The 23,734-nt window shown below is 62.5% G+C and carries 24 protein-coding genes; 17 read left to right on the top strand and 7 right to left on the bottom strand.

The window, feature by feature from the left end:
* The first annotated feature begins 29 nt into the window (after positions 1–29).
* The 5 genes from O3299_RS09230 to O3299_RS09210 all read left to right on the top strand — a co-directional run bounded on the left by O3299_RS09230 (position 30) and on the right by O3299_RS09210 (position 4,656).
* Positions 30–1,295 (top strand): lipoprotein-releasing ABC transporter permease subunit, encoded by a 1,266-nt coding sequence (locus O3299_RS09230; RefSeq protein ID WP_071076820.1) that lies wholly within the window; start codon positions 30–32, stop codon positions 1,293–1,295.
* Between the two features lie 16 nt (positions 1,296–1,311).
* Positions 1,312–2,037: a lipoprotein-releasing ABC transporter ATP-binding protein LolD gene (gene lolD, locus O3299_RS09225; protein ID WP_035819561.1), complete on the top strand. Its 726-nt coding sequence runs from the start codon at positions 1,312–1,314 to the stop codon at positions 2,035–2,037.
* Between the two features lie 9 nt (positions 2,038–2,046).
* On the top strand, positions 2,047–2,844 hold the full coding sequence (locus O3299_RS09220; RefSeq protein ID WP_305062128.1) for a TatD family hydrolase: 798 nt from the start codon (positions 2,047–2,049) through the stop codon (positions 2,842–2,844).
* Positions 2,845–2,848: 4 nt separating this feature from the next.
* Positions 2,849–4,087, top strand: a complete 1,239-nt coding sequence (locus O3299_RS09215; RefSeq protein ID WP_305062127.1) for a sorbosone dehydrogenase family protein — start codon at positions 2,849–2,851, stop codon at positions 4,085–4,087.
* 95 nt (positions 4,088–4,182) lie between these two features.
* Entirely contained in the window at positions 4,183–4,656 is a 474-nt protein-coding gene (locus O3299_RS09210; protein ID WP_305052266.1) for a T6SS effector amidase Tae4 family protein, read from the top strand.
* 10 nt (positions 4,657–4,666) lie between these two features.
* Here O3299_RS09210 and O3299_RS09205 read toward each other — a convergent pair whose 3' ends face one another.
* Complete coding sequence (locus O3299_RS09205) at positions 4,667–6,658, bottom strand: helicase-related protein (RefSeq protein WP_305062126.1); 1,992 nt, start codon at positions 6,656–6,658, stop codon at positions 4,667–4,669.
* A 379-nt stretch (positions 6,659–7,037) separates the two neighbouring features.
* Positions 7,038–7,346 (bottom strand): hypothetical protein, encoded by a 309-nt coding sequence (locus tag O3299_RS09200; RefSeq protein ID WP_305062125.1) that lies wholly within the window; start codon positions 7,344–7,346, stop codon positions 7,038–7,040.
* Between the two features lie 326 nt (positions 7,347–7,672).
* Between O3299_RS09200 and O3299_RS09195 the strand changes: the two genes are divergently transcribed.
* Complete coding sequence (locus O3299_RS09195; RefSeq protein WP_143451532.1) at positions 7,673–7,855, top strand: hypothetical protein; 183 nt, start codon at positions 7,673–7,675, stop codon at positions 7,853–7,855.
* A gap of 69 nt (positions 7,856–7,924) precedes the next feature.
* Here the strand turns inward: O3299_RS09195 and O3299_RS09190 are convergent, their stop codons facing one another.
* Positions 7,925–8,758, bottom strand: a complete 834-nt coding sequence (locus O3299_RS09190) for a class I SAM-dependent methyltransferase (RefSeq protein ID WP_305062124.1) — start codon at positions 8,756–8,758, stop codon at positions 7,925–7,927.
* Between the two features lie 184 nt (positions 8,759–8,942).
* Here O3299_RS09190 and O3299_RS09185 point away from each other — a divergent pair, with 184 nt between their 5' ends.
* Both O3299_RS09185 and O3299_RS09180 read left to right on the top strand, forming a co-directional pair.
* A complete protein-coding gene (locus O3299_RS09185) occupies positions 8,943–11,360 on the top strand; it encodes a DNA internalization-related competence protein ComEC/Rec2 (RefSeq protein WP_305062123.1) in 2,418 nt (805 codons plus the stop codon).
* A 557-nt stretch (positions 11,361–11,917) separates the two neighbouring features.
* Entirely contained in the window at positions 11,918–12,880 is a 963-nt protein-coding gene (locus tag O3299_RS09180) for a hypothetical protein (protein ID WP_305052260.1), read from the top strand.
* Between the two features lie 281 nt (positions 12,881–13,161).
* Here the strand turns inward: O3299_RS09180 and O3299_RS09175 are convergent, their stop codons facing one another.
* Positions 13,162–14,085, bottom strand: coding sequence for a LysR family transcriptional regulator (locus O3299_RS09175; protein ID WP_305052259.1), 924 nt, complete (start codon positions 14,083–14,085; stop codon positions 13,162–13,164).
* Between the two features lie 151 nt (positions 14,086–14,236).
* Between O3299_RS09175 and O3299_RS09170 the strand changes: the two genes are divergently transcribed.
* The 5 genes from O3299_RS09170 (at position 14,237) to O3299_RS09150 (ending at position 17,740) form a co-directional block, all read left to right on the top strand.
* A complete protein-coding gene (locus O3299_RS09170; RefSeq protein ID WP_034756294.1) occupies positions 14,237–14,998 on the top strand; it encodes a TSUP family transporter in 762 nt (253 codons plus the stop codon).
* A 21-nt stretch (positions 14,999–15,019) separates the two neighbouring features.
* The gene (locus tag O3299_RS09165) at positions 15,020–15,715 is read left to right on the top strand and encodes an HAD family phosphatase (RefSeq protein ID WP_251348389.1); all 696 of its coding nucleotides are present in this window, start codon (positions 15,020–15,022) and stop codon (positions 15,713–15,715) included.
* Between the two features lie 58 nt (positions 15,716–15,773).
* Positions 15,774–16,574, top strand: coding sequence for an alpha/beta fold hydrolase (locus tag O3299_RS09160; RefSeq protein ID WP_305055727.1), 801 nt, complete (start codon positions 15,774–15,776; stop codon positions 16,572–16,574).
* A gap of 133 nt (positions 16,575–16,707) precedes the next feature.
* Positions 16,708–17,277, top strand: a complete 570-nt coding sequence (gene dcd, locus O3299_RS09155) for a dCTP deaminase (RefSeq protein ID WP_034755486.1) — start codon at positions 16,708–16,710, stop codon at positions 17,275–17,277.
* 121 nt (positions 17,278–17,398) lie between these two features.
* Positions 17,399–17,740: a FlxA-like family protein gene (locus O3299_RS09150; RefSeq protein ID WP_289904749.1), complete on the top strand. Its 342-nt coding sequence runs from the start codon at positions 17,399–17,401 to the stop codon at positions 17,738–17,740.
* 41 nt (positions 17,741–17,781) lie between these two features.
* On the opposite strand, the gene O3299_RS09145 is transcribed toward O3299_RS09150, so the two are convergent.
* Entirely contained in the window at positions 17,782–19,275 is a 1,494-nt protein-coding gene (locus tag O3299_RS09145; RefSeq protein WP_305062122.1) for an ATP-binding protein, read from the bottom strand.
* A 2-nt stretch (positions 19,276–19,277) separates the two neighbouring features.
* Positions 19,278–19,967: a response regulator transcription factor gene (locus tag O3299_RS09140; protein WP_251348393.1), complete on the bottom strand. Its 690-nt coding sequence runs from the start codon at positions 19,965–19,967 to the stop codon at positions 19,278–19,280.
* Positions 19,968–20,160: 193 nt separating this feature from the next.
* On the opposite strand from O3299_RS09140, the gene O3299_RS09135 reads away from it, so the two are divergent.
* The 4 genes from O3299_RS09135 to O3299_RS09120 are packed head-to-tail and all read left to right on the top strand — an operon-like array spanning position 20,161 to position 22,292.
* Entirely contained in the window at positions 20,161–20,634 is a 474-nt protein-coding gene (locus tag O3299_RS09135; RefSeq protein ID WP_305062121.1) for a Spy/CpxP family protein refolding chaperone, read from the top strand.
* Positions 20,635–20,649: 15 nt separating this feature from the next.
* On the top strand, positions 20,650–21,300 hold the full coding sequence (locus tag O3299_RS09130) for a hypothetical protein (protein WP_305062120.1): 651 nt from the start codon (positions 20,650–20,652) through the stop codon (positions 21,298–21,300).
* 3 nt (positions 21,301–21,303) lie between these two features.
* Complete coding sequence (locus O3299_RS09125; protein WP_171985041.1) at positions 21,304–21,468, top strand: hypothetical protein; 165 nt, start codon at positions 21,304–21,306, stop codon at positions 21,466–21,468.
* A complete protein-coding gene (locus tag O3299_RS09120) occupies positions 21,426–22,292 on the top strand; it encodes an intradiol ring-cleavage dioxygenase (RefSeq protein ID WP_305062119.1) in 867 nt (288 codons plus the stop codon). Before O3299_RS09125 ends, O3299_RS09120 begins: the two co-directional genes overlap by 43 nt.
* On the opposite strand, the gene O3299_RS09115 is transcribed toward O3299_RS09120, so the two are convergent.
* Complete coding sequence (locus tag O3299_RS09115; RefSeq protein WP_305062118.1) at positions 22,289–23,734, bottom strand: DUF1501 domain-containing protein; 1,446 nt, start codon at positions 23,732–23,734, stop codon at positions 22,289–22,291. The two genes, O3299_RS09120 and O3299_RS09115, sit on opposite strands and share 4 nt — an antisense overlap.

The raw sequence follows: 23,734 nt of genomic DNA, 5'->3' as shown, positions 1-23,734 counted from the left end.
TCCAAGAAACGATAAAGACCGCCTGAACAATGAGTATTTTCAAGAATTTGCCCTTCGAATGGCTGGTTGGCCTGCGCTACACGCGGGCCGGCAAGCGCAGTGGCCGTAACAGTTTTATCTCCTTCATCTCGCTCATTTCCATGGCCGGCATCGGCCTGGGCGTGGCGGCGCTGATCGTCGTGCTGTCCGTGATGAACGGCTTCCAGAAGGAAGTGACGGACCGCATGCTGTCCGTGCTGGCCCACGTGGAAGTGTTCGACAACAGCGGCAGCATGCCCGACTGGCGCGCCGAAGCGGCGCAGGCGTTCAAGAATCCGGCCGTCAAGGGCGCCGCGCCGTTTGTGGAAACGCAAGGCATGCTGCTGCGCGACGATGCGCTGCGCCCGGCCATCGTGCGCGGCGTGCTGCCCGAGGAAGAGCCGAACGTCTCCGACGTGGCCGGCCAGACGCGCATGGGCAGCTTCAAGGCCCTGCAGCCGGGCACCTTCAATATCGTGCTGGGCATCGAGCTGGCGCGCGCCCTGCGCGTCAACCTGGGCGAAAAAGTCACGCTGATGCTGGCGCAGGGCCAGGTCACGCCGGCCGGCGTGCTGCCGCGCATGCGCAGCTTTACCGTCAGCGGCATCTTCCAGGCGGGTCACAATGAATTCGACGCGGGTTTGGCCTTCATCAATATCGAAGACGGCCAGCGCCTGCTGCGCCTGGACGGCCCGTCCGGCCTGCGTTTGCGCCTGGCCGACATGAACCAGGCGCCGCAAGTGGCGGCGGAGCTGAAAAAATCCATGCCGGGCGACCTGTGGCTGCGCGACTGGTCCAAGCTGAACGCCAACTGGTTCGCCGCCGTGCAGACGGAAAAGCGCATGATGTTCATCATCCTGACCCTGATCATCGCGGTGGCCGCCTTCAACCTGGTCTCGACCCTGGTGATGACGGTGACGGACAAGCAGGCCGATATCGCGATTTTGCGCACCCTGGGCGCATCGCCCCGTTCCATCATGAAGATTTTCATGATCCAGGGCGCGCTGGTGGGCATCCTGGGCACCATCCTGGGCGTGGGCGGCGGCGTGCTGGTCGCCATGAACATCGACGTCATCGTGCCCTTCATCGAGCACCTGCTGGGCGTGCAGTTCCTCTCCAAGGACATCTATTTCATCAGCACCGTGCCGTCCGACCTGCGCTGGCCTGACGTCACCAAGATCGGCGTGCTGGCCGTGATCCTCGCCTTCCTGGCGACCCTGTACCCAAGCTGGTGGGCCGCCCGCGTGAAACCTGCGGAAGCCCTGCGCTATGAATAAACCACTGACTATGACCATGACCGATCTGAACAAACCTGCCTCCAACGGCGCTTCCGCCGATTCCGCCGTCCTCAGCTGCCGCGGCCTGGGCAAGACTTTCACGCAGGGCAGCTACAAGGTGCAGGTCCTGGCCGGCATCGACATCGACGTCCACCGCGGCGAGCGCGTCGCCATCGTCGGTGCGTCCGGCTCCGGCAAGTCGACCCTGCTGCACCTGCTGGGCGGGCTCGATACGCCCACCAGCGGCAAGGTGACCCTGCTGGGCAAGGATTTCGCCACCCTCAGCGAAAAGGCGCGCGGCGACTTGCGCAACGCCTCGCTGGGCTTCGTCTACCAGTTCCACCACCTGCTGCCCGAGTTTTCCGCGCTGGACAACGTCGCCATGCCGCTGATGATACGGCGCATGAAACGCGCGCCCGCCACCGAGCTGGCGCAGCAGATCCTCACGCGCGTGAACCTGGCCAAGCGCGTCACGCACACGCCGGGCGAATTGTCGGGAGGCGAGCGCCAGCGCGTGGCCCTGGCCCGCGCCCTCGTCACGCAGCCGGCCTGCGTGCTGGCCGATGAACCGACGGGCAACCTCGATCACGCCACGGCCGAACAGATTTTCGACCTGATGCTGGAATTGTCGCGCACCCTGGGCACGGCCTTCGTCATCGTCACGCACGATATCGAGCTGGCCAAACGCTGCGACCGCGTGCTGCGCCTGACGGACGAAGGGCTGCAGCCGTACCAATACTAGGAATTCGCCATGTGGATCGACACGCACTGCCACCTCGACGCGCATGAATTCGGCAGCGAATCGCTGCAGGTGGCGGCGCGCGCGCAGCAGCAGGGCGTGGGCATGATCGTCATTCCCGCCGTCGAACGGACCAATTTCAGCATCGTGCGCGATCTGGCGGCAACGGCGCCCAACGCCTGCTATGCCCTTGGTATACACCCGATCTACGTGCCGCACGCCACGGACGACGATTTGATCGCCCTGCGCGAGGCCGTGCAAGCCGCCATGGCCGACCCGAATTTCGTCGCCATCGGCGAAATCGGCCTCGATTTCTTCATTCCCATGCTGTGCGAACCGGCCATGAGAGTCAAACAGGAGCATTTCCTGCGCGAGCAGCTGAAGATTGCCCGCGACTTCGACCTGCCCGTGCTGACTCACGTGCGCCGCTCGCAGGATATTGTCCTCAAGCACGCGCGCCAGATCCGCCCGAACGGCGGCATCGCCCATGCCTTCAACGGCAGCTTCCAGCAGGCGCAGGGCTATATCGACCTGGGTTTCAAGCTGGGGTTTGGCGGCGCCATGACGTTTACGCGCGCGCTGCAGATACGCCGCATGGCCGCCGACCTGCCTTTGGAAGCCATCGTGCTGGAGACGGACGCGCCCGACATTTCCCCCAGCTGGATCCACCCTGGCCGCAACAGCCCCGAAGAATTGCCGCGCATCGGCGCCGTGCTGGCCGAGCTGCGCGGCCTTGATATCGCGCAAGTGGCGCTTGCCACCAGCGCCAACGCGCGCGCCGTGATGCCCCGATTACCCCTGATGGAGTGAGACCATGAACAAGAAAATGCTTGCGGGCGCCCTGGCAGCCTGTATGTCCACCGTGTTGGCGCCCGCCCAGGCGGCGACCGCCGCCCAGTGCGACGGCATGCCGCGCCTCGACGTCACCACGCCGGCCGGCTTTTGCGTGGCCGTGCTGGCCGACGGCCTGAAATTCCCGCGCGGCGTGCTGCCGCTGACGAATGGCGACATCGTCGTCACGGACATGGCGGGATGGGCGCCGAAGCAGGGTAAATTGTGGCTGTTGCAGCCCAAGGCGGCCGGTGGCGGCTACGAACGCAAGCTGCTGCTCGACAAGCTCGATCGCCCGAACGGCATCGTGCAGGGGCCGGACGGCATGGTCTACGTGGGCGAGGTGGGGCGCATCTTCCGCTTCGACTTGCGCGATTCGGCCCGCGCCATCACCGACGTGATCGGCGGCACGGCCAAGACGCCGCGCCTGCCGGGCCTCGGTTTGCACCTGCTGACGAACATGCGTTTCAGCCCCAAGGGCGACCTGTATGTGAACGTGGGGTCGAGCACCGACCATTGCGAGAACGATGGCAAGGCGCCCGATCCGGCCAAGGCTTGCCCCTCGGCGGAAGGCCCGGAAGCGCTGGGCGCCATCCGCGAATACACGATGGCGTGGCCCGCTGGCACGGTGACGAGCTGGCGCACGCATGCGCGCGGCTTGCGCAATTCGATGGCGCTGGCCTTCCATCCGGCCACGGGCGAACTATGGCAGGCGGAAAATTCGCGCGACGCCATCCAGGCCGCCATGCCGCAGCTGAAAAGCGACGAAAACCTGCCGCATGAAGAACTCAATTTGATCAAGGCCGACCGGCACTATGGCTGGCCGTACTGCTACGACGACAATGTGGCCAGTCCCGAGTATCCGAAGACGGCTTGCGACGCCCAGTATGCGGCGCCGCAGCGCCTGCTGCCCGGCCACGCCGCGCCGCTGGGCATGACCTTTTACACGGCCAGCCGTTACCCGGCGTTGTACAAGAATAGCTTGATCATCGGCTACCACGGCTACCGCAGCAATGGCCACCGCCTGGTGGCCCTGCTGCCCGACAAGGCTGGCGCGCCACTGGGCAAGTCCGTCGAGTTGATCGGCAACTGGGAGCGCAAGGGCAAGCAGGGCAGGGGCGCGCCCGTCGACGTGAAGCAGGGGCAGGATGGCGATATCTATATGGCCGATGACCATAATGGGCTGGTGTTGAAACTGCATTACGAGGCGGGCAAACCGTAATGCATATCGCTTGACCTCGCTCAGTGCGGGGGCTGCCGCATCCTCCTACAATCGGCCTGAGGTTCCCTATCATCCAGGGGCAACGGGAGGCCGGCGTGAAACCCGCATTCATCAATCTGCGTGAAAATTACTCGAGCGTGGCGGCCGTCGACCAGGCGGCCTTGTTCGGCGAAATCGGCTGGGAAGATTTGATCGGCAAGGACAGCTTTGCCAATACCTGCGCCATCCGCGTCAGCCTGGCCCTGATCAAGGCCGGCGTCCAGGTCAGGGGCCGCATGGCCATCCGCAAGGGGCCGTTCAAGGGCGCGCTGATCGAACCGGGGCAGGCCAAGCTGGCGCACATGCTGGCCAGCCCGTCGATGTTCGGCGCGCCCGAAAAATTCGCCAGGAATGCCGCCATCGCCGGCATCGGCCAGCGCCAGGGCCTCGTCGCCTTCTTCCGCATTCCCGGCTACCTGGGCGGCGCGGGCGGGCATATCGATATCCTGCTGCCGTCCATCGGCGTCAAGGAGTGCGGCACCGAATGCTACTGGGAGTGTGGCGAGGTCTGGTTCTGGCCACTCCGTTGACGCATGCTTTTTACGCTTGTTTGAACTTCTTTGAGCGTCCGCGCGAAGCCGCATTGTGCGCGCGCAGGATGGAATCGACCCGCTCGGACGCATCGCGCGACAGGTTTTGCGCCACGGCGATATCGGGGAAGAATTCGGGCAGGCGGTAGCTGAGCCACGCATACGCGGAATAGTAGCGGCACGTGTCTTCCACCTGCTGCAGATTCTGCGTGCCGCCGCCGTACGCGTGCTGGCGCAAGGTAGACGTCTTGCCCTGCGACAGATTCTTCGCCCAGTGTTCCCACGCCGTTTGCAGGGATGGCACCTTGCTCGATATCGGCACCAGCGACAGGGTGAACTTGTCGGCCACGGACAGGGGCAGGGTGTCGAGCCAGATGGCGCGCTCTTTCTGGTCTTCCGTGATGCGGGGGAAGAAAAAGCCGTCCGGCACGTCGATATTGTGGATGAAGCGGCGCAGCAGTTTCGACAGCGACAGCTCGCCCGTCACCGACGAAATGCGGTGCAGGTGTTCCAGCGACGGCGCCACGGCAAAGCCGCTGGTGTTCAGCGGATGCAGTTTTTCCTTCAGCAGGGCGCGCATCACTTCATGCGTCTCGTTGTCGTAGCCGGCCACGAGTCCCTCTTCATGCACGCCGTAGCGGCCAGCGCGTCCGGCAATCTGGCGCGCCAGCGCGGCCGAAATCTCTTCCTCCTCGCGGCCATTGTATTTGACGCAGGTGGTCATGACGATGCGCGCGATCGGCATGTTCAGGCCCATCGCCAGCGCGTCCGTGCCGACGACGATATCGGCCGTGCCGTCGCGGAAGCGCTGCGCCTGCGCGCGCCGCACTTCCGGCGACAGGTTGCCGTAGACAGTGGCCACCGACAGCCCCGTTTCCGTGATCATGTCGCGCCACATCAGCACTTCGCGGCGCGAAAAGGCGATGACGGCGTCGCCGCGGCGCAGGTTGCGCACCTTGCGCACGGCCGTCGGCTCCATCGACAGGGGCGCCATGCGTTTGAGTACATGCACTTCCAGCGGGCAGTCCAGGCGCTCGGCCAGCGCTTCGATGGCGCGCCGCGCTTCGGGCGCCCCTACCAGGTAGACGGTGTGGGCGGGCGCGCCGCAGACGGCCGCCGTCCATGCGGCGCCCCGGTCCGGGTCGGCCAGCATCTGGATTTCATCGATGACGGCCACTTCCACGACGGTTTTCGTGTCCAGCATTTCCACCGTGCTGGCCACGTGCGTGGCGCCGTCGACGACTCTGCGCTCCTCGCCCGTGATCAGGCTCACGGCCAGCGGCTTGCCGTGCGGCGCGGCTTCCTGCAGGCGTTCGTAGTTTTCCAGCGCCAGCAGGCGCAATGGCGCCAGATAGATGCCGCTCTTTGCCTTCACCAGCGCTTCCATGGCGCGGTGCGTCTTGCCGGAATTCGTGGGGCCCAGCAGGGCGATGAAGCGGCGCGGCAGGCGGCGCGCCATCTCGAACGAGGCGGGATATTCGGCCAGGTTGATGCTCTGGCGCGTGCGCGCCGCGTGCTGTTCTTCCTGCTGGCGCTCGATGGCGTGATTGAAGCGCTGGCGGATGCGGTCGAACACCATGCCGGCCGGCTCCGACGTCTGCATGTCGGCCAGCGTGTGCAGGAAGACCATCGGGTCCGTGTCCACGTCCTCGCTCAAGCCCGCGATATCGGCGACGAAATCGATCACGTGCTGGCGCAGCTCTTCAAAGACGGCCGCGCTGGCCCGTTCGCGCACCAGGGCCAGCTTGGTCTCGCGGTCCATCTTGCGCCACTTGGCCGGCCGCGCCAGCACGCCCTGGCTTGGTACCAGCGCATACGGCACCACCAGGTGGCCCGCCTTGACGACGCCGGAAAAGCGCACGAAGACGCGGCCTTCCATCTTGACGAGGCGGATATGCTCGGCCAGTTCCCCCAGTTCCGCGACCAGGGTGGCGTCGTTATTGTCTTCGCTGCTGTCGGAAATGTCGGTGGAAGTATCGGGAGGAAATGCGGAGGAAGTCATGTCGTGCCTGGGTGTTGAAGTAAGCGAGGCCGATTATACCGTGCGCAGGGTAAAGATTTTGTCCGGCGCGCGGTGCGGCCGCTGCAGCAGCGCTGATCTTGAAAGCGGTGATACCTGGGCTGGATAAGCTTCCGGCAAGCGTGGAAAACAGCGCTTCCACGGTATCGCGAATCAGGTTGCCTGGATGCGAAATGGGCAGGCGATATCTGACGGTTTGCGCTTGCCGGTTTTTGCCTGTTGCGCTTATATCCGGCTGAAAAATTATCAAATATATTTTTATTAATAATGTTTAATTTTTTTAATTTAATTGTGGAATCTAAATTATCTTAACATTGATGGTGACAGAGAGTCTGTTTCTATCAGCGCATGGCGACGATATTTACATGGTGTGCAGATTGTTTTTTTTGCGGGGCAGGCTTGCACATATTCGCTTGCGTGCATCGGCAATGAATAAACGCCGCGTTGTTCCAATGGCGCCAGCGGCAGCCGGCGCGCCGATGGCGGCCACCGAGACTGCAGATTTGAAATTCAACCTGGCGCACAGTGAGCGAACCGCGCCTGCAATGTTGATTGCATGAGCAATTGTGCAGCGGGGTGGAATGAATTGAATTATCTTGACAATTAATAATGGTGAGCTGATCATGGCCTCAGATTTTTCGAGGAAATTTTGGCATGTTTTCAAAAACATCTGAAATCGACGGCGATATGCGGCATTATTCTCGCTGGCGGTCTTGCTATCGGCTGGGGCGTGCCGAATTTATATGAACGGCTGCAGCGTGCGTATGGCGAAAGGAATCGCAGCGCGTATTTTGCCGGCACCGCCACCAAGGCTGTTGTGTATGGCACGCAGACCTGTCCTTATTACGCGAAAGGGCGCGCCTGTCTCTAGGATTTCCACTTCGCGCTGACGCACAGCCAGCTAGCGATGAACCAGGACATACCTGTGTATGTGGCCCTGCGTCGGAGGATGGCGCGCGCAGGGATTCATCAGCCATCCGACTTGAGGAGAACACCATGAATAAAAAGCTCGCTGCGTTTCTTTTTGCGACCGGTCTCGGTTTAGCCGTGACTGCGACGCCAGCCTTTGCCAGCTGCTATAGCGCCTGCGCCGCCGAATGGCGGGCTTGCATTGCCAGCGGTACGTCTCAAGCCGAGTGCGGCGCCGAGCGGTCCGCCTGCCAGCAAGGCTGCAATTGACAGGAGAGCGCAGCCCGCCAGCGTAGCCTGTTGCCATCGACACCAGCAAGCCATGGCGTCGATGGCAGTTCAGGCGGCACGCGCGCGTACCAGGCGCAGGCCCCAGCCGGTGGCGATCTTGCCATCGCCGTCTTGCAGCGGCGCCATGGCCTCCATGAGCGCGCTGCGCAGGCGCCGCCTGGCGCCGTCGTCCAGGCGGTCGATATCGTAGGTGTCCAGCAGGGCGGTCCACAATTCGCCCGGCGTGGGCGTCCATGGCACGTCGATATCGTCAAACGCGACGTCTGCGAAACCGGTATCGAGCAGTTCGCGCCAGCCCGCTTCCGATCCCGTGCGCCGGTCGCCGAAGCGCAGCGGCGGCAGCGCGTCGCTGGCGATCGGCTTGAACACGCGCATGAAAACGTCGTTGACTTCGCCCAGCAAGAATGTCCGGCCGACGATGGCCGCGAATTGGCCAGCGGGGCGCAGCACGCGGCGCATTTCGCGCACGACTTGTTCGATGTCGTCCATCAGCATCAGCGCCATGTGCGAGACGAGATAATCGACGCTGGCCGATGGCAGGTCCAGCGCCTGGGCGCGTCCCAGCAGCAGCCGCACGGAAGCGGGCAGGGCTGCGCGCGCGGCAGCCAGTTCCGCTTCGCTCATGTCGGCGCCGAGCAATTGTAGCCGGGGCTGCCGCCTGGCTGCCAGCAAACCCAGCAGATGGCCATCGCCGCAGGCCAGGTCGAGCACGCTCAATGGCATGTCCGCGGTTGGTATCAGGCTGGTCAGCACGTCGTAGGACGAGGCCCAGCCGCCGGTGCGGGAACTGGCCGGCAGATGGGCAAACGCGGCGCTGGTGACGCCCACTTGCCTTTGATGAAAGTCCTGCAAATAGGTTTCGGCCGCTGTCAGTGGTGTCATGCAAGGTTCGCAAAGTCATGGCGCCTTAACGCCGGATGGCCATCTTAGCATGCGGAAAGTGTCGCCAGCGGTGGCGCTGGATGGCGTGCAGGGCCGCGTTTATCCACGCCACCATTGCGCCAGATCAGATGGCAAATAGTGGGAAAGGGGCACAGTAGCTGAATCCCTTTCGCGTCGAGTTCCCATGCGCACCCTGATACTCGGCTTTGCCGCTGGCGCCGCCTGGTTGCAGACGCAGGCAAGCTTGCCGCCGCATGCGGATGTGCTGCTGTGGGGGATCGCGGGCGCAGGGTGGGCAGCGAGTGTGGCGCTGCGCCGTCACGCGCGTTGGCGTTCTGCTGTTGCGCTCGCCGCTGGCGTAGGACTGGGCTTTTATTGGGCGGCCTGGCTGGCCCAGGCCGCCATGGCGCCGCAGCTGGCGCTGGCCGATGAAGGGCAGGACGTCATCGTCACGGGCACCGTTGCCAGCCTGCCGTACCGCTTCGAGCAGGGCGTACGTTTTAACTTTGTCGTGGAAAAGGCGGTTGGCGCGCAGGTTCCTCCCTTGATCGCCTTGTCCTGGTACGCAGGTTTTCGCGATGAGGTGACGAACGAGGTGGGCGACGTGCAGCCGGGCGAGCGCTGGCGCCTCACCGTGCGGCTGCAGCGTCCGCATGGCAATGCGAATCCCATGGGCTTCGACTACGAGGCGTGGCTGCTGGAGCAGGGCGTGCGCGCAACGGGCTATGTGCGGCCGCAGCCGCGCGCCGATACGCCGAACGTGCGCCTGGCTGCCTTCGTGCCCGGCTTCGGCAACGTGGTGGAAGCGAGCCGCGCGGCCTTGCGCGCGCGCATACTGCGCAGCCTGGAAGATAGGCAGTATGCGGGCGTGATCGTGGCGCTGGTGGTGGGCGACCAGCGCGCCATCCCCCAGTCGGACTGGCAAGTATTCAACCGCACGGGCGTGAGCCACTTGATCTCCATCTCGGGTTTGCACATCACGATGATCGCGGGACTGTTCGCCCTGGGCGCGGGCACGCTGTGGCGGCGCTCGTTTTTTACCGACTGGCAACTGCCCCTGCGGCTGCCGGCGCAAAAGGTGGCGGCGCTGGCCGGCGCGCTGGCAGCGTTCTTGTATGTGCTGCTCGCTGGCTTCGGCGTGCCCGCGCAACGCACCTTGTATATGTTGCTGGTGGTGGCGCTGGCCCTGTGGCTGGGGCGCATCACCAGCATAGGCCACGTGCTGTGCCTGGCGCTGGGCGTCGTCGTGCTGCTCGACCCGTGGGCCGTGCTGTGGCCTGGTTTCTGGCTGTCGTTCGGCGCCGTCGCCACCATGCTGTACGCGACGGCAGGCCGCACCACGGTGCCCTTGCCGCAGCAGGCGGGACGCTGGCGCCGCCTGCGCGCGGCCGTGGCGCTGGGCGCCCACACGCAGTATGTCGTGACGGTGGGGCTGGTACCGTTGACGATGCTGCTGTTCTCGCAGGTGTCGCTGGTGTCTCCCGTCGCCAATGCGCTGGCCATTCCCGTCATCAGCCTGGTCGTCACGCCCCTGTCGCTGGCGGGTAGCCTGCTGCCGGCGCCCCTGTCCGATGGACTGTTGCTGCTGGCGCACGCCATCGTGCAGATGCTGGCACAGGTGCTGGACTGGCTGGGTGCGCGCCGCTTTGCCGTGTGGACGGCGCCCGCGCCGCCAATGTGGAGTTTTTGCTGGGCATTGTTCGGCACGGCATGGCTGCTGGCGCCACGGGGATGGCCGCACCGCTGGGCAGGCATGCTGGGCTGGCTGCCCCTGCTGACAGCTTTGCCGTCCAGCCCGCCGCCGGGCCAGCTATGGGTGACTGCCTTTGACGTGGGGCAAGGCATGGCCGTGCTGGTGGAAACGCACGGCCACCGGCTGCTGTATGACACGGGCCCTGCCTACGGCCTCGATTCCGATGGCGCCAGCAGGGTCATCGTGCCTTACCTGCGCGCGCGCGGCATCGCCAGGCTCGACGGCGTGATCATTTCCCACAGCGACCTCGATCACGCGGGCGGCGCCGTATCCTTGCTGGAAAACGTGCAAGTCGGCTGGCTGGCTTCGTCGCTGTTCGACGGCCACCCGGCCATCGAGGCCCGGCGCCAAGCCCGGCTCCCGCATCTGCATTGCGTGGCGGGCCAAAGCTGGACCTGGGAAGGCGTGCATTTCGCCATGTTGCACCCGCTGGCCGCCAGCCACATGGACATCAGCTTGACGCCGAACGCCCGCAGCTGCACCGTGAAAATCACGGCAGGCAAGCACTCGATCTTGCTGGCCGGCGACATCGAAGCGGCGCAGGAAGCGCAATTGCTGGCGCGCTCGATGGAGGGCGAACTGGCGGCCGACGTGCTGCTGGCGCCGCACCACGGCAGCGGCACGTCTTCCACGCCGGCGTTTTTGAGCGCCGTGCATCCGGCCCTGGCCATTTTCCAGGTGGGGCACCGCAACCGCTATAAACATCCGAAGGCGCAGGTGTATGCGCGCTATGGCGACATGGGCATTACCCGCTTGCGCACGGATGTCGAAGGGGCGGTGGCGATGGCGTTTGGGGACAATATCGAGGTGACGCAGTATCGGGCCAGTCGACCGCGCTACTGGCATTAAATAAAGCTCTGCGGTGTCGCTAAACTTTATAGGTCTTTTTTTGTTAAAGAGCTTTTTCTATTGCGGAGTAGCTTATAAAGTGTAACCATAAACACTTCACTGTGCGATCAAGCGAATTTATTTCATTTCTATCAATGGTGTAGGGTGTCTTTGGTAATGTCTTGTTATCTAAAAGTGCGGAAAAAGAGCATTCCTTCAGATAAAGTCCCATGCATTGGGGAGTTTTGCCGGTTTATAGGGTAAGTAGTGCATGTTAGTGAGTTAATTGTTTCTAAGGTGATTTGTTGGATATTCGAATATTTTTGCGATCTATGAGAAAGTAAATTGCCGTAAATGTTATTTTGGATTTTTGTAATAAATTTATATCGAGTATTGATTATGAGTAATTTGTTAATTATTTTTTTGCGTTGCAATAATATTTACGGGATTGGGTAATATTTAAAGGTGTTGCGTGTTATTTAAAAGCATGAATTTAAGTTTCGCAATTAAAAATCATTATTTTTGTTGGTATTTTTATTTGTATTTTATCCTTCATTATTTTTGACAATATGTGCCATATGCCTACGATTGCAGGAGTTAAAGTTTTTCCACCAAATTCTTGGGATGAGTTCGAAGATATTACATTGTCTGCCGTGAAAATTCGATGGGAAAGTCCAGATTTTTTTCGTAATGGTCGCCCAGGACAGCGCCAAGATGGTGTTGATATTTTTGGAATAATAAACGGAGTGACACCAATTGGGATTCAGTGTAAGAATACAGTAGATGAATTGTCAGAAAAAATAATTTTGAAAGAAATAAGAAATGCGGAGTCGTTTAATCCTCCAATTGCAATTTTGTACGTTGCGACAACGTTAAATCGTGATGCTAGGTTGCAGGAGAAGGTACGTATTCTGTCCGCAGAAAGGACGCTTCAAGGGAAATTTCCGGTACACGTACTTTTCTGGAGTGAGGTTGTGTTTGATTTGACTAAAGATAAGGCTGAGTTTTTTAAGTATTATCCTGATTATGCTCCAGAGCCATTGCAAACATCAGTTCAATCCGATAATGGTCATCTAGTGTTCAGTATTGAACAGATGAGAATAGAACGCCATCCTTCATTTTCAGGAAAATCTATCCGAAGGCTAGCATTGATTAAGGTAGGTGGTTTGGTAACTTTTTTTGGAGGTGTGTCATTATTTTTGACGTTATTTTCCTCGTTTTTTGGAGTATTTTCAAATTGGACTCCTTTGGCGATGTTGATTTTTTTTGTCGGGATGATGCTATTGGTTACTCCGTCGGTACTCAAGCGGCGGAGATTTGAGTGTATTTGGCTGAGGAGATTTTATGTGGAATTGAGTGCAGCGGACAATTTGTATATTAATAGCCTTACTGCAATATGTCCTTGGTGTGAGTCAAATATGGTTTTGCGTCATTGCGGTGATAAGGATGAGTCCAAGGAGGATATTTTTATTTGTGAAAGAAATCCTAGGCAGCACACAGTGATATTGGATCCTACTCTGTTACCGGAAATTGAGGATTAGTCTTTTCGAGAGGTATGGGAAGGAGATTTGTGAATTTTTTTTGGTTATTGGGTTTGTTTTATTTGTTTTTATTTTTGAGGAATATTTATTTTGAATTTTTAAAATTTCCACCTTGTTTTAAATTTAATTTTTCTTTTATTTTTTTGTGTTGCTAAATTGTGATAGCGTTTTAACATCTCTCTGTAAAATAAATGAACTTTGGTGCCAGTGCTGAATGACCGTTCTTGAGTCCGAAGATGCCAACTCTGCTGCGCACTGTTGCCGGCATCGGTCAATTGCAACTAGCTCGTCCTTTCATCGGGTATCTCCAGTCCCCGCTGCCGGACATACTCCAGAAACAACCGCGCCCCCTTGGCCATCCTCGACGTGCCGTAGACGGCATGAATGCTGGGGTCCAGCTCCTTCGATGACGTCAGCCGGTACGCCGTACAGACCCTGCGCAGGGTGCCGTTGGCCACGGCCGGTTCCGCCAGCCAGCTGGCCAGGCGCACGATGCCGGCGCCTTCCAGGGCCGCCTGGAAGGTGGCGATGCCGGAAGTGAAGCGGAAGCGGGGCTGCACCTGGTAGCGCACGTTGCGTTCGCTGGAAACGAAATGCCAGTCGCGCAGGATGCGGGGGGCCGAGTGCATGATGATGTCGTGGCCGGCCAGCTCTTCCGGTTCCCCGGGCGCACCCATGCGTTCTATATAGTCGGGCGAGGCGTACATGTAGCGGCGGTAATTCCACAGGGGGTAGCCGATCAGCTCGCTGGACTGGGGAAAGGCGCCGCGGATGGCAAAGTCCAGCTTTTCCTGGATGGGGTCGATGGATTTGTCCGAGAAATGGATATCCACCGACACGTTCGGGTAGTCGCGCGAGAATTGCGCCACCACTTTCGGCAGGAAGCCCAGCGAGAGGATTTCCGGCGCCGACAGGCGTACCCAGCCTTGCGGGGAATTGCTCAGTTCCGCCAGTTGGTCTTCCGCCTCGGCCTGCGTTTCCAGCAAGTGCTTGGCCGACGCGTAATACGTTTCGCCGGCCGTCGTCAGGGTGAACTGCTTTTGCGTGCGCAGGATCAGCTCGGCGCCGATGGCGTCTTCGAGGAACTGGATGGCGCGCGTGACGGCTGACGGCGAGCGCCCCAGCATGCGCGCCGCGTGGATGAAGCTGCGCTTTTCCACCACGGTGCAAAAGGCGCGGATCTCCCACATCAGTTTCATCGACATTGCGTGACTCCCGGCAAAAGAGGCCAGTAGACCGTACGGGGCGCATTCCGTCAAGCGTTACGCCTGATTGCGTTTTCCGCAATATGAAGTTGCATCCGGAAAAATCCACGGCGCCTATACTGCCGCTGTCGCCCATTCCTCATTGCCTATCATGCTGACCATCTCGCTGCTGTGTTTATTTGCCTTCTTTGCCGGCCTGATCGATGCCGCCGTGGGCGGGGGCGGGCTGATACAGCTGCCGGCCCTGTTCAACCTGATGCCGAACATGGCCTCGACCTCCTTGCTGGGCACGAATAAGCTGGCGTCCGCCTGCGGCACCACGTTTGCCGCCCGCTCGTTTGTCGGCAAGGTGCACATCCCCTGGCTGCTGGTGCTGCCGGCCGTGGCCAGCGCCTTTGTCATGTCCTTCATCGGCGCGGCCGCTGTGTCGTATGTGCCGCAGCAGGTGGTGCGCCCCATGGTGCTGGTGTTGATCATCATCATGGCCATCTACACCTTCATCAAGAAGGATTTCGGCACGACACGCGAAGCGCGCCCCATCGGGCCGCGCGAACGCATCCTCGCCATCGTCATCGGCGGCGCCATCGGCTTCTATGACGGCCTGTTCGGGCCGGGCACGGGCAGTTTCCTGATTTTCCTGTTCATCCGCGTCTTCGGCTTCGATTTCATCCTCGCTTCGGCCTGCTCGAAACTGGTGAATATCGCCACCAACGTGGCCGCGCTGGCCTTCTTCATTCCCGCCGGTCACGTGGTGTATGCCGTGGCTGCACCGATGGCTGTGTGCAACATCCTGGGCGCCCTGACGGGCACCTGGATCGCCGTGCGCCGCGGCGCCGCCTTCGTGCGCATTTTGTTCCTCGTGCTGCTGGTGTTGCTGATCGTTAAATTGTCCTACGACATTTTCTTCAAGTAAGTTTCTGAACGACAACAAGCCATGAAAACCATCCAGGGCGTGCTGTGGGACAACGATGGCGTGCTGGTCAACACCGAGCAGCTGTTTTACGAAAGCAACCGCGACTTGCTCTTGCCCTACGGCATAGACCTGACGCCGAAGCAATTCTTTGACTGGTTCCTGGACAATAACTACGGCGCCTGGCATGTGCTGCTGGGGCAGGGCCATGAGATCGAACTGGTCGAACGCTTGCGGGCCGAGCGCACCGCGCTGTTCGCGCAACGCTTGCGCCAGGCGCGCCAGCTGGCCATGCCCGGCATCGGGCAAGTGCTGGCGGCGCTGCGCCCGCACGTGGCCATGGGCGTCGTCACCAGTGCCTACGAACAGCATTTCCGGATCAGCCATGCGGCCACGGGCTTGTTGCGCCACTTCGATTTCGTGCTCACGCGTGAAATGTATGGCGAAAGCAAGCCGGCGCCCGACGGCTACCAGCTGGGTTTGCAGCGCCTTGGCCTAGCCGCCGCCGACTGCGTGGCCGTGGAAGACTCGCCGCGCGGCTTGCGCGCCGCCAATGCGGCCGGACTGGAATGCATCGTCGTGCGCAATCCCATGAACCGTCACCATGCGTTCGACGACGCTTTTTGCGTCGTGGATTCAAACGCCGAGCTGGGCGAAGTGCTGGCGGCGTTCGTGCCCGGCATGGCCCATGCGCCCCGGCAATTAGAGTCCTTCCTCTGATACGTCTTGCCGGCATGCCATTACAATTGTTTATCGCATTCACCGGCACCGACCCACGATGACCCTCCCGCAACTGCACTTTGCCCATGCCAACAGTTATCCAGCCGGCACTTACCGCAAGCTGTTTGGCTTGCTGGGACAGCATTACACCGTGCAGGCGCTCGACATGCATGCGCACGATCCAGAATACCCCGTCAGCACGGGCTGGCCCGAGCTGGTGCGCGAGTATATCGACGACCTGGAGCGCCGCTACAGCGCGCCCGTGATTCTCGTCGGCCATTCGCTGGGCGGCATGCTCAGCGTTATGGTGGCCAAGCAGCGGCCCGACCTGGTGCGTTGCGTGGTCTTGCTCGATTCGCCCGTGGTGGCGGGCTGGCGGGCCTTGCTGGTGCGGCTGGCGCGCAACACGGCGCTGGGCGAGCGTTACTCTCCCGCCCGTTTTTCCGCCCGGCGGCGCAAGCTGTGGCCCGATGCGCAAGCTGCGTATGCGCATTTTGCCGCCAAGGACATGTTCGCCATCTGGGCGCCGCAAGTCTTGCGCGATTACATCGACAGCGGCTTGGCGCCGCATCCGGACGGGGTGCAGTTGCGCTTTACGCGCGAAGTGGAAACGCAGGTCTACCGCAGCTTGCCGCACCACATCGGCGGCCTCGTCAAGGATGGTTTTCCAGTGCCCATCGGTTTTATCGGCGGCACGGAATCGGTGGAATGCCGCCAGGCGGGCTTGACGGCCACGCGCAAGCTGGTCGGCAAATTTTTCCGCCAGGTGCCGGGCGGGCATCTGTTTCCCATGGAAAACCCGGAACTGACGGCGCAAGTGGTGCGCGAGATGATCACCTCGCTGTTGGCGAAACACTAGCCGACTGGCAAGGATTTTCAGCGGGCAAGGGCCAAAAGTGGCGGTTTTTCGCGTAAAATCCTGCCATCCGGGCCACGCCTGCAGCAGGCGTGCGGCCCCAGCCATTCCGATATTCTAGAAAGATACCCCTGCGATGACGATTAAAAGCGATAAATGGATACGCCGCATGGCGGAAACAACGGGCATGATCGAGCCGTTCGAACCGGGCCAGGTCAAGGAACGCGACGGCAACCGCATCGTTTCCTACGGCACCTCCAGCTATGGCTATGACATCCGTTGCGCCGACGAGTTCAAGTTGTTCACCAACATCAACACCACCATCGTCGACCCGAAGGATTTCGACGCGAACAACTTCGTCGACGTGTCGGGCAAGGGTTATTGCATCATCCCGCCAAATTCGTTCGCGCTGGCCCGTACCGTCGAGTATTTCCGCATTCCCCGCAACGTGCTGACGATTTGCCTGGGCAAGAGCACGTATGCGCGCTGCGGCATCATCGTCAACGTCACCCCGTTCGAACCGGAATGGGAAGGCTATGTGACCCTGGAGTTTTCCAACACGACACCGCTGCCGGCGAAAATCTACGCCAACGAAGGCGTGGCGCAAGTGCTGTTCTTCGAGTCCGATGAAGTGTGCGAAACGTCGTACAAGGACCGCGGCGGCAAATACCAGGGCCAGGTCGGCGTAACGTTACCCAAGACCTGATCGCGGTGAAGGGAGGGGCGCCAGCCGTCTTTCTCTGTCTTTACCTGCCTTTACACCTGCGGCACTACATCCGCGCCCATGCTTGCCGTTAACCTTGGTATCGAAACACTGAGGAGGCATCATGGTAGCGGCAATCGGTTCAGGCGGCGCGGTCAGCGCGGCCAGTAGCGCCAGTTCGGGCAGCAGTTCGCAGATCGCGGCGCTGCAAAAGCAGATCACGGCGGCGCAAAAGCAGTTGACGGAGTCGCAGAAGGGCGAGCAGACGGAGGCGTCGCAAAAGCTGCAGCAGCAGCTGGCGCAGCAAATCCAGGCCTTGCAGGCGCAAATTGCCCAGTTGCAAGCTGCCGCCGCGCAGAAGGCGGCGCAGCAAGATGCTCAGCCGGCCAGCAGCGCCGATACGGCGACGAGCCCGGCCAAATCGACCTCGTCCACCCTGGGCAGCATCATCGATACGCAAGCGTAACAGCAACTCCGCGCATAAAAGACGCCAGGCTCGCCGACAGGTCAGCCTGGCGTTTTGACGGGCAACAACATTTCCACGCACAGTCCGCCACCGCTGCGCAAGCTGGCCCCGATGCGGCCGCCATGGGCGTTGATGACGTGCTGGGCGATGGCCAGGCCCAGGCCATGGCCGTCCGTGCTGTGCTGGGTATTGCTGGCGCGGAAGAAAGGTTCAAAAATGCGGGCCAGGTCGGCGCTGGCCACGCCGGGTCCCCGGTCCAGCACGGCGATGCGCAAGCAATCATGCTGGCGCGACAGTTCGACATCCACCGTGCCGCCGTCGGGGCTGTGCTTGATAGCATTGCGCACCACGTTTTCCACGGCGCGCGCCAGCAGTTCGGGCTGGCCCGTGACGCTGGCGTCGGCCATGGCCGCGTCGACCGCCAGGTCGATGCCCATCAGGCGCGCCCTGGCTTCATAGCGGGCGTCGTCCACGATGTCGTGCACGAGGTCGGCGATGCCGACGTCTTCGCTGTGCGCGTGCCCCGCGCCCGCTTGCACGGCGCCCGCTTCCAGCCGCGACAGGGTCAGCAGTTCACCGATCAGCTTATCCATGCGCTCGCTTTCGCGTTCGATGCGCTGCATCGAGGCGGCCATCTTTTCCGGCTGCTGGTGCGCCAGGCCGATGGCGGCCTGCAAGCGCGCCAGCGGCGAGCGCAGCTCATGCGAGACATCATGCAGCAAGCGCCTCTGGCTGTCCATGAGGCTGCGCAAACGGCCCGTCATGCGGTCGAAATCGCGTCCCAGGTCCGTCAATTCATCGCCGCGCTTGCCGCTGGCGTGGAAGCGCGGCGCCAGGTTGCCGTGCGAGGCGGCCTCGAACGCCTGCCGCAGGTCGCGGATGGGACGCGCAAAATACCAGGCCAGCAAAAAGGCGAACAGCAGGCTGGCGGCGATGGCGGCGGCCAGGGGAATGAAAGTGCGATAGGGGCTGTCCATGCGCGGGCCGGGCGGCATGCCGCGGCCGAATTCGCCGCGTGGCGGCGGGGCGCCCGCTTCGCTGGGGCGTGGACCGGGTCCCATGGCGCGCGGGCCGCTCAGGGTGACGGCGTTGAGCGTGTCGCGCGCGGCGCCCGCCTCGGCATTGCGGAAGCGTTCGGACGAGGGCAGGAACAGCAGGTAGCGCTTGCCGTCGCTGCCGGCCACGTCGCGCACGACGGGATGGGCCTGGCTTTGTTGCAGCATGGCGCGCGCCTTGGCCAGCATGGCGGGATGCACCGTGCGGCCCATCAATTCTTGCCCTTTGGCATCGACAGCAAACACGCGCATGCGTTCGAGCTTGCCCAGGAATTGCCGCAAGGCCTGGCTGCCGCCCGCTTCCACGGTGGCGCTGGCGGCCTCGATGATCATTTGCGCGGGCGGGCTGGTGTCGATGTCGAGGGCCCGTTCCTGCTGCGCGGCCCGGTTTTTCAGCCAGAAGGTGCCGCCGATGCCGATGGTGGCCGTCACTTGCGCCAGCATGATGCACAGAAAAAACTTCCAGAACAGACGGCCCACGCTTACTCCTTGATCAGCTGGTAGCCGAGACGGTACACGGTTTGCAGGCAGGAGCGGCCATCGGCCAGGCTGCCCAGTTTGCGGCGCAGGCTGCTCAAGTGCACGTCGATATTGCGGTCGAAGCGGGCCATGGGCCGGCCCAGGCCCAGTTCGGACAGCTGATTCTTGCTCACGGGCTTGCCCGCATGGCGCACCAGCACTTCCAGCAGGTTGAATTCCGTGCTCGTCAGCTCCAGGTGCGCGCCGGCCCAGGCAACGCGGCGCTGTTCCGGCCACATCGTCAACTGGCCCACGGTCAGCGGCGCCAGGCCCGACGTGTCCTGCGGCGCGGCTTGCGCACGGCGCAGGATGGCGCGGATGCGCGCCGTCAACTCGCGCGGCGTGCACGGTTTTGTCACGTAATCGTCGGCGCCCAGCTCCAGTCCCACGATGCGGTCCGTATCGTCGCCGCGCGCCGTCAGCATCAGGATGGGCAGGTTGCTGCCGGCGCGGATGCGGCGCAGGGTTTCCAGGCCATTCATGCGCGGCATCATGACGTCGAGGATGGCGATGGCGTACAGGCCCGTCAGCGCCTCGGCCGCGCCGCTTTCGCCGTCATGCACGGCGCGCGCGTCAAAACCTTCCTGCGTCAGGTATTCCTGGAACATGCCGACCAGTTCCACGTCGTCATCGATTAACAAAACCTTGCTCATGCCTGTGCTTTTTTCGGGTGAATATCGCCCGATGATAGCAGTCAAAGGGGGCCGTTCAGGGCGGTTTTACCCGCTTTTACATACGTCCGCTTACATTTGCGCACCTTCCTTTACACGCTTTTACGCCGCCCTAACGTTGCTTTACATGCCAGACGCCCACAATCAGGGCTGATCGCCACGAAAGGAAAGCCCGATGAAATACCTGAGTATTGCCATATCCCTGTTGCTGCTGTCCGCCTGCAGCATGCCGCTGCTGGCGCTGGCCCAGCAAGAAGCTGCACCCATGGAAGGGCCGCCGCCCGGCCTGGTTCACGGACCCGGCGGACCCGGTGCGCCAGGCTTGCCGCCATTCCTGCGCGGCATCGACTTGAGCGAAGCGCAGCAGGACAAGATTTTCGCCGCCACCTATGCCCAGGCGCCCTTGCTGCGGGAACAGGAAAAGATCGCCTTCAAGGCCCATGCGCAACTGCGCGCGCTGGCCGCCTCCAGCGCCTACGACGAGGCGAAGGCCAGCGCGCTGGCCAGCACGGCGGCGCAAGCCATGGCGCAGATCAGCTTGCAGCAGGCGCGGCTGGAGCAGCAATTGCTGGCCGTGCTGACGCCGGAACAGCGCAAGCAGACGCAGCAGCGGGGCGACAGCCGCCCCGGCCCGCGCCGCCCCCAATAAGCACAGGAGAGTGAGATGAGCATCAGTGCCTTGAGTTCGACCAGCGCCGCCAGCCAGCTGAGCGCGTTCAGCCGCCTGGGCGGCGGCAGCAATACCGGCAGTACCAGCGGCGCGGGCGGCACGCGGCCGTCAAAACCCGACGATGGCGCATTTCTCGACGCCATTTCCAGCGCCTTGTCATCGATCGGCGTGACGGTTGATGCCAGCGATGGCGAAAGCGCGACGGACGGCGCCAGTGCCGCCGGCAGCGGCGACGCGGGCCAGGCGCTGGGCGCCTTCCTGCATCAGCTGATGGGCAGCCTGCATGCGCAGAGCGGTGGCAGTGCCGGCGGGCAAGAAGAGGGGGCAGAGCCGCCTTCGGGGCCGCCACCCGGCGGTGGCGCGCGCGGCGGTCCCGGCAATATCGAGTCGGATTTGCAAAGCCTGCTGCAAAAACTCTCGTCGTCCGGCAGCGATGGCAGCGACAGCGCGCAGAGCGCGGACAGCAGCGTGACGGACTTGCAGTCCAGCTTTGCCAGCCTGCTCAGCGCGCTGGGTGGTGATGAGGGCGGCACGAGCAGCAGCAAACTGAGCAGTTTCCTGCAGGCACTGTCGGGCAGCCTGGGCGCGGCGAGTGCGTGCGGCAGCCTGTCCGCCAGCGGCAACCTGGTCGATACAACGGCTTGAGCCATGGAACGCAAGCTCGCCATTGCCGCCAGGAAGGCGCTCGCGCAACGGGCCACGCAGGCGCTGTTCCTGTGCGCCAGCCTGAGTCCTGCCCTGGCGAGCTTGCCCTATTTGATGGAATACATATGGACTTACATGATCACGGTCTGGCATCCGACCTCGAAATGATGCAGCAACAGGCGTTTGAACGGCGGCAAGTCCTGCGCTGGCTGCTGGCGGGCGCCGCCACCTTGCCGTTGATGAGCTGCGGCGGCGGGTCGGACGCCGGCGGCACGGCCGCGAGCGGCGGCGCCGTCACGGGCACGTCCGGCGGCGCCGGCAGCGTCACGATACCGACCGCGGGCGCCTGCACGGTGATTCCCGAGGAAACGGGCGGGCCGTATCCGGCCGATGGCACGAACACGAATGGCGGCAGCATCATCAACGTGCTGAACCAGTCGGGCGTCGTGCGCAGCGATATCCGCGCCAGTTTCAATGGCGCCACGGGCGTGGCGGCAGGCGTGCCCTTGACCATCAATTTGCAGTTGCTCAACGCCAGCGGCGGCTGCGCCAGCCTGGCCGGCTACGCCGTGTATTTATGGCATTGCGACCGCGACGGCCTGTATTCGCTGTATTCGAGCGGCGTGACGGCGCAAAATTATTTGCGCGGCGTGCAGGAAACGGACAGCGCGGGCAAGCTGGCGTTCACGACCATCTTTCCCGGCTGCTACGCGGGACGCATGCCGCACGTGCATTTCGAGGTGTATCCCAGCCTGGCCAAGGCGGCCAGCGCCGCGAACCGCATCAAGACGTCGCAGTTTACCTTCCCGATGGCAACGCTGAACGAGGCTTACACGGCCAGCGGCTACACGGCCAGCGTGCGCAACCTGGCGCAGATCAGCTATGCCACCGACAATGTCTTTGCCGACGGCACCAGCCTGCAGATGGCCATGGTGACGGGCAATGCCACCGATGGTTATGTGGTCACCCTGACGGTGGCCGTGAACGGTTAAGTTGCCGTCATGAAACCCAGGTCGCGCCGGCTGAAGTTGCCGATGTTCGGGAACACGTCGGCCAGCTGGCTGTCGGCCACGCCGAACCATTTGGCCAGGGTGGCGCCATACTGGTCGACGGAGGTGGTCGGCAGCAGGGAGCCGGAACCCACGTCCAGCTCATGGCCCAGGCCCGTGACGGGGAAGGTGCCGTAGATGTCGCGGCCCTTCACGGCGCCGCCCACGACAAAGTGGTGCGCGCCCCAGCCGTGATCCGTGCCGTCGCCGTTGCTGCTGAAGGTGCGGCCGAAGTCCGACGCCGTAAACGTCGTCACCTGGCGCCGCACGTCGGCGCCCTGCAGGGTGGCCAGGGTCGCGTCGAAATACGCGAGCGCGTGCGCCAGGCGCGCCATCAGGTCGCCATGCAATTCCTTTTGGCGGTCATGCGTGTCGAAGCTGCCCAGGGTCACATAAAACACTTGCCGTTTCGCGCCCAGGGGACCGCGCCCGCCGATGATGCGCGCCACCGTCTGCAATTGCACGGCCAGCTGGTTGACGCTGGACGCGCCCGTGTTCGGGTTGATGTAGGGCGGCGGATTGGGCACGCCGCCCGCGCCGGCCGCCAGCATGGCGCCGCTCAGCACGCTCTGGCTGGAAATGGCGCGCTGTACCGTCGCCACGTGTTCCTGCTCCATCATGTCGTCGCCCGCCGTGCTGATGATGTCGCGCAAGGCCGTCTCGCCCTCGGTGGTGCCGAACAGGTAGCCGCCGCCGATATTGCGGATCGGCACGGCGCCTGCCTGGCCCACCTGGAACTGGCGCACCTGGCGCCCGCTGAGGAACAGCGCGTTTGACGCGGCCGAGATGGCCGTAAACGTCGCATTCGCGTTGCCCGTGCCGAGCAGGTCGCCCAGGCGTCCGCCCCAGCCGATGCTGGCGCCTTCCGGCAAGCCCGATTGCCAGGTCGATTGCTGGTCGTTATGCGAAAACAGTTTCGGCGGCAGCGCCACATTGCCCGCCTTGTATTGCGCCAGGGTCAGGGGCTGGATCAGGGTACCCACGTTGGCAACGATGGCGGCGCGGCCGCCGTCGAACAGGTCTTTCACGGGAGCGAGGGCGGGATGCAGGGCAAAGCTGCGGCCCGTTTGCGCCGTGGCGGGCGTGATCGGCAGCACGCCGCCCGTTTCGCCGACGCCGGGCAGGTGGATCGAATCGTTGCTGCCCGTGTTGCGCAGGCGCAGGTATTCGCTCCACGATGGCGTGTCCGTGGCCAGCACCGTGTTGAAGGAATCGTTGCCGCCGGTCATGAACAGGCAGACGAGGGCCTTGTAGTCGTCGGCGGACTGGGCTGCGGCCTGGCCCATGGCGGCCAGGTTGAGGGCGAATGGCGTGGCCGCGCTGCCGGCCAGGCCCAGCATGGAGCCGAGGAAGCGGCGACGTGAGAAGTGAGAGGTGATGGTCAT

The sequence above is a fragment of the Janthinobacterium sp. SUN176 genome, from assembly GCF_030587335.1.
GTDB lineage: Bacteria > Pseudomonadota > Gammaproteobacteria > Burkholderiales > Burkholderiaceae_D > Janthinobacterium > Janthinobacterium kumbetense.
This window is presented reverse-complemented; position numbering and strand designations above follow the sequence as displayed.